The 5,746-nt window shown below is 41.5% G+C and carries 6 protein-coding genes; all 6 read right to left on the bottom strand.

What is annotated here, in order from left to right; all coding sequences use genetic code 11:
* Positions 1–36: 36 nt before the first annotated feature.
* Positions 37–915 (bottom strand): F0F1 ATP synthase subunit A, encoded by an 879-nt coding sequence (gene atpB, locus A3766_RS12205; RefSeq protein ID WP_068507303.1) that lies wholly within the window; start codon positions 913–915, stop codon positions 37–39.
* A gap of 37 nt (positions 916–952) precedes the next feature.
* Positions 953–1,357 carry a F0F1 ATP synthase subunit I gene (locus A3766_RS32670; protein ID WP_068507305.1) on the bottom strand — a complete coding sequence of 135 codons (405 nt, stop codon included), beginning with the start codon at positions 1,355–1,357 and terminating at the stop codon, positions 953–955.
* Between the two features lie 331 nt (positions 1,358–1,688).
* Positions 1,689–2,555 (bottom strand): ParB/RepB/Spo0J family partition protein, encoded by an 867-nt coding sequence (locus tag A3766_RS12215; RefSeq protein ID WP_068507307.1) that lies wholly within the window; start codon positions 2,553–2,555, stop codon positions 1,689–1,691.
* Positions 2,556–2,621: 66 nt separating this feature from the next.
* Entirely contained in the window at positions 2,622–3,422 is an 801-nt protein-coding gene (locus tag A3766_RS12220) for a ParA family protein (RefSeq protein ID WP_068507309.1), read from the bottom strand.
* Between the two features lie 44 nt (positions 3,423–3,466).
* Complete coding sequence (gene rsmG / locus A3766_RS12225) at positions 3,467–4,117, bottom strand: 16S rRNA (guanine(527)-N(7))-methyltransferase RsmG (RefSeq protein WP_156490478.1); 651 nt, start codon at positions 4,115–4,117, stop codon at positions 3,467–3,469.
* Positions 4,118–4,152: 35 nt separating this feature from the next.
* A partial coding sequence (mnmG, locus tag A3766_RS12230) for a tRNA uridine-5-carboxymethylaminomethyl(34) synthesis enzyme MnmG (protein ID WP_068642274.1) occupies positions 4,153–5,746 on the bottom strand: 1,594 nt, incomplete at its 5' end.

Raw genomic sequence — 5,746 nt, forward strand, 5'->3', positions numbered from 1 at the left:
GTTAAGTTAGTTAAAAGAAAAGTTTAAAAATTTAGATTAATGATCTTCGTGAGCCATACTCAGGTACACGACGGTCAAAACCATAAAAATAAATGCTTGTAGCGTAATAACCAAGATATGGAATATCGCCCAACCGATCTGCAAGAAACCACCGAACAGACCAAACAGCAAACCAGCGCTGTACATGACGGCAATCAAAATGAAGATCATTTCACCGGCGTACATGTTCCCGAATAGTCGCAAGCCCAATGAAAACGGCTTAGCTAATAGACCGACTAATTCCATAAATAGGTTCACAGGGATAAACGCCCAGTGATTGAAAGGGTGCATGGTAAGCTCTTTAGTAAAGCCACCAATACCTTTAATCTTGATAGAGTAGTAAAGCATTAGGATGAATACACCTAAAGCCATACCTAGTGTGATGTTAGGGTCTGTTGATGGAACAATCTTCTGATAACCAACGCCCACAAATGTAAGCAACCATGGCACTAGATCAACCGGGATCAAGTCCATTAGGTTCATGAAGAATACCCAAACAAAGATTGTTAATGCCAAAGGAGCAATAAGTGGGTTACGTCCATGGAACATATCTTTAACGTTACCATCAACGAAATCGACAATCATTTCGATAAAGTTTTGGAAGCGACCAGGTACACCGCTAGTTACCGATTTGGCAACGGAACGGAAGATCATGCAGAAAATAACACCTAAGCCAAATGACCAAAGTAAACTATCTACATGAAATGCATTGAAACCCATTGCAGCAGCTTCTTCGCCACCGTGAGCCATTGTCCAAGTTGCTTCTTGTAGCGTTGTGCCATCATAACGAACAGTACCAGCAGGAAGCTGGCCGAAAGTTAGGTTACTTAAGTGATGCTGAATATATTCAGTGGTTGTTAGACTATCGCCTGCCATAGTTAAGGGCCTACATTATAGAGTTAAAAATTCTAAATTATGCTTTGTGTGAGTTCGGCTTACTTACTAAGAGAGCCGAGAAACAGTTCATCACTAAAACACTGATAAAGGTGGAGTAAAGTGCTAAGTAATCCAGAGGCTCTACAAACTTGAATATAAGTCCGAAGCTCAGTGCAATGATTACTAATTTGGTGCTCTCACCTTTATAAAAATTTATAACTATTTTTTGGATTGACCGAGCGCCACTGTACAAAAACGCTTTAACACCAAAATATAGTTGTGGGATAACAAATATAACCCCACCCAATAGCGAAGAGTATGCCGCAACGCTTCCGCTAACTAAATAGTACCCTGCGCAAATGACACTCGTAAGAGCCATCTGAGCAATAAAAATCTTGTAAATCGGCGGCTTATTTATGTCAGCCTTTTTTCTACTGTTCATTAATCTTGCCTACTACATTGCTACCTTTTGATGTCACTGCGCTGTAGTTAGCAGATATCTTCCTTAATTACCTTCGACTTAAGATACAGCCATTAAGTTGCTGTTCTTTTAAGACATTTTGTTATCGTTAGCTCTTGTTTTTATTTTTCTTTAGTCTTATCGAGTCGCGGCGCTTAACATTCATTCTCGCCAATTTTCTTCTTCGGCCTAATCAGGCCTCTCGAAGCGTGGCAGATTATAGGGGTTATAATCTGTGCATTCAACCGCTCTAGGGATGAATATTCACTTAAGTTACAAAAAAGAATCGATTATTTTTCGATCAAGTTAGATTTCACTTGATATGAGTCAAAATTCCATCTAACTCATCAAGAGAATTATATTTAATCACTAGCTTACCTTTGCCTGTATTTGAATGCTGAACACTCACTTCTGCACCTACTTTTTCAGATAGATCTTCTTGTAAGCGTGATATATCGGCATCGGGTTTTGGCTTAGCTGCTTTATTTGTAGGCTTGTCTTCTATTAGGCGACGGACGAGTGCTTCGGTCTGTCGTACTGAAAGCGACTTCAACTCAACCTGACGAGCCACAATTATCTGTCGCTCGGTATCTAACGATAACATCGCTCTGCCATGGCCCATCTCCAAGTCGCCATGCTCTAGCATCAACTTTACTTCATCTGTTAGGTTGATCAGGCGAAGCAAGTTAGTCACGGTTGACCTCGATTTACCAACGGCTTCAGCTACTTCGCTTTGGGTAAGTTCAAACTCATCTTGCAAACGCTGTAAAGCGGTGGCTTCTTCCATTGCATTAAGGTTTTCACGCTGAATATTCTCGATAAGCGCCATTGCAACAGCCGCATCATCTTCAACATCACGAATAATTGCGGGGACTTTATCGAGCTGAGCGATTTGTGCTGCCCGCCAACGCCTTTCGCCCGCAATAATTTCATAGGAGTCTTCGCCACGAGAACGAACCACTATCGGCTGCATAATACCTTGCTGTCGAATTGACTCGGCGAGCTCTTCGAGTGCATCAGGATCCATGTCACGACGAGGCTGATATTTACCTCGTTTTAGAAACTCAACTGGAAGTTGCTTAAGGTCTCCATCGTTTTCAACTTCTTTTTTAAAGTCGACATTTGAGCCCTTGAGTAAAGCGCTTAAACCTTTTTCCCCTAAACCTCGTTTCTTTGCCACGTATTTTCCTACTCACTTAGTAACGCTTGATGATGACCTTTAAAAGTCATGAGCTTAATTATTGTTTTATGCTTCAGCCAAGTCGGCTTTTTTTGCTGCTGCTTTGTTCTTTCTGACGATTTCACCGGCCAATGCCAAATATGCAATCGCACCTTTTGAAGCTTTGTCATAATGTAATGCTGACATACCGTGACTGGGTGCTTCCGCTAGTCTTACATTTCTTGGAATTGCGACTTTATATAGCTGTTCACCGAAATATTCCTGAAGTTCATCAGATACATCTCTGGTTAAACTATTCCTTGGGTCATACATAGTACGAAGTATGCCGGAAATTTCTAACTTCGGATTGATGGTTTCTCTAATCTGCTCAACCGTATTCATTAATGCGGCCAAGCCTTCTAGCGCATAATATTCGCATTGCATTGGAATGATAACGCCGTCCGACGCTGATAAGGCATTAACGGTTAGCATATTTAGAGAAGGAGGACAGTCGATCAAGACGAATTCATAATCATCACGAATAGATTTTAAGGCTTGCTTCAGTCTATGTTCACGGCCAATCTCATTAAGGAGCTCGACTTCCGCTGCAGTCAGATCGCCATTGGAAGGAATAACATCGTATTTACCAACGACTGAACGCGTAATGACCTCTTGAACATCGGCCTTTTTGGTCAGTACATCATAGGCCGTATATTCAATTTCATTCTTGCTGATCCCGCTACCCATAGTTGCGTTTCCCTGCGGATCAAGATCAATAAGGAGAATTCTGCGTTTGGTCGCAGCCAGCGATGCAGCAAGATTTACAGTGGTGGTCGTTTTTCCAACCCCCCCCTTCTGGTTAGTAATCGCATAGATTTTCGCTGGCACTGTGTAACCCTCACTTATAGACGCTTTCAATAGCAATATGCTTATTACGCTGAAGTTTTCTCTATGATAATTAAATGCCTGTCCTCTTCACAAGCGGGAACACATAACTTAATTGCGTTTTTAACATGATAATCTATTGGCAGTGCATTAATCTCATCTTTTGGATGCAAACCTTTCATTGCTAAAAACTCACCCTTTTCAGTAAGTAAGTGCTTACATAGTTTTACCATATTATCTAGCGCTGTAAATGCGCGTGACATAATTTGGTCAAATTGTTTATCCTGCGCAACACTCTCTACACGTCCATGCACTATTTCGATATTGGCTAGCGAAAGTGTAATCTTACTCTGAGTCAAAAAGCGTGTCTTTTTACCATTGCTGTCGACCAGCAAAAAGCGCTTTTCTGGAAACAAGATGGCCATCGGTATACCGGGTAATCCAGGGCCGGTACCGATATCAGCGATGTCCTGACCTTTTATATAAGGAGCAATGCTAAGCGAGTCGACCAGATGTTTAATCAACATTTCTTCCGGGTCACGAATAGCCGTCAGATTGTAGGCTTTATTCCATTTGATCAATAACTCTAAATAGTCGAGTAAAAGGCCATTCTGCTCTTCATTTAGAGTAATACCTATTTTTTCTGCCGCGTCGCTTAGAATATTACTAAAGTTGGCACGTTGCGATGCATTGATCACGTCTATTCTCTTTTAAGATACGTGAAGTGCCGAAATCAGGCACTTTCATGTTTGATTGATTTAGATAAAGATTTTTTCTTCAGATATATGAGTACCAATGACACAGCAGCCGGTGTAATTCCCGGAATTCTAGATGCCTGGCCAATTGTTTCTGGTTTAACCTCTAATAGTTTTTGCTTAATCTCATTGGATAGACCAGAAATTCCATCATAATTGAAATCGATTGGCAGCTTGGTTAATTCATTCTTTCTTAAACGATCAATCTCATCCTGTTGACGACTGATATAACCATCATACTTGGTTTGTATTTCAATCTGTTCAGCAACAGCATTAGAAATTGTTGGATCACCGTTTATTTCAGCAATACTTTGATAATTGATTTCAGGACGCTTTAGCAAGTCACGAAGGCTGTATTCTCTCGAAATAGGTCGATCAAAATATTTGTCAGCAATCTTCCCACCTTCTGAGCCAGGTTGCACCCAAGTTGTTTTTAGACGCTCTGTTTCTTTCTCGATTGCTTCGCGCTTGCTTGAGAATTGTGACCAGCGCTCATCGCCTACAAAACCTAAATTACGTCCGATCTCAGTTAACCTTAGGTCAGCATTATCTTCGCGTAGTAACAAACGGTATTCAGCACGGCTTGTAAACATACGGTAAGGCTCACTGGTTCCTAGTGTAATCAGATCATCAACCAGTACTCCGATATAAGCTTCATCTCGACGAGGGCACCAAAGCATATCACCACTTGCTTTCAACGAAGCATTCATACCAGCAAGTAAACCTTGGGCACCGGCTTCTTCATAACCAGTTGTGCCGTTAATTTGGCCAGCGAAAAACAAGTTCTCGATAAACTTTGTCTCTAGGCTTTGTTTCAAGTCTTGAGGGTTAAAGAAATCGTACTCAATTGCATAACCAGGCCGCGTAATATGTGCTTTCTCGAAGCCCTTCATTGAACGCACTAAGTCAATTTGCACATCAAAGGGCAAACTAGTTGAAATGCCGTTTGGATATAACTCATGCGTTGTCAGCCCTTCAGGCTCGACGAAAATCTGGTGGGAGTCTTTATCTGCAAAACGATTAATTTTATCTTCAATAGAAGGGCAGTAACGTGGGCCTGTTCCTTCTATGATGCCTGTAAACATGGGTGAACGATCAAAACCTGAGCGAATAATCTCATGCGTACGTTCATTAGTATGGGTTACATAGCAAGAAATCTGTTTTGGATGTTGTTCAACTGTGCCGGTATAAGACATTACCGGTAAAGGTGTATCACCTGGCTGTTCGTCCATTACGCTAAAATCAACTGAACGTGCATCAATTCGGGGCGGTGTACCCGTTTTTAAACGGCCAACACGAAAAGGCATTTCTCTTAAGCGTTTTGCCAATGCTATCGACGGTGGATCTCCCGCACGTCCACCTGAATGGTTTTCTAAACCAATATGAATAACACCGCCTAAAAAGGTTCCAGTTGTCAAAACAACGGTCTTTGAATGGAAGCGAACTCCCATATTGGTGACAACGCCACAAGCCCGGTCATTTTTAACAATCAAGTCATCAGCCGATTGTTGGAAAATATCCAGGTTTTCCTGGTTTTCCAGGGTTTCTCGAATTGCGGCTTTATATAAGATT

It is taken from the genome of Oleiphilus sp. HI0132 (genome assembly GCF_001635845.1).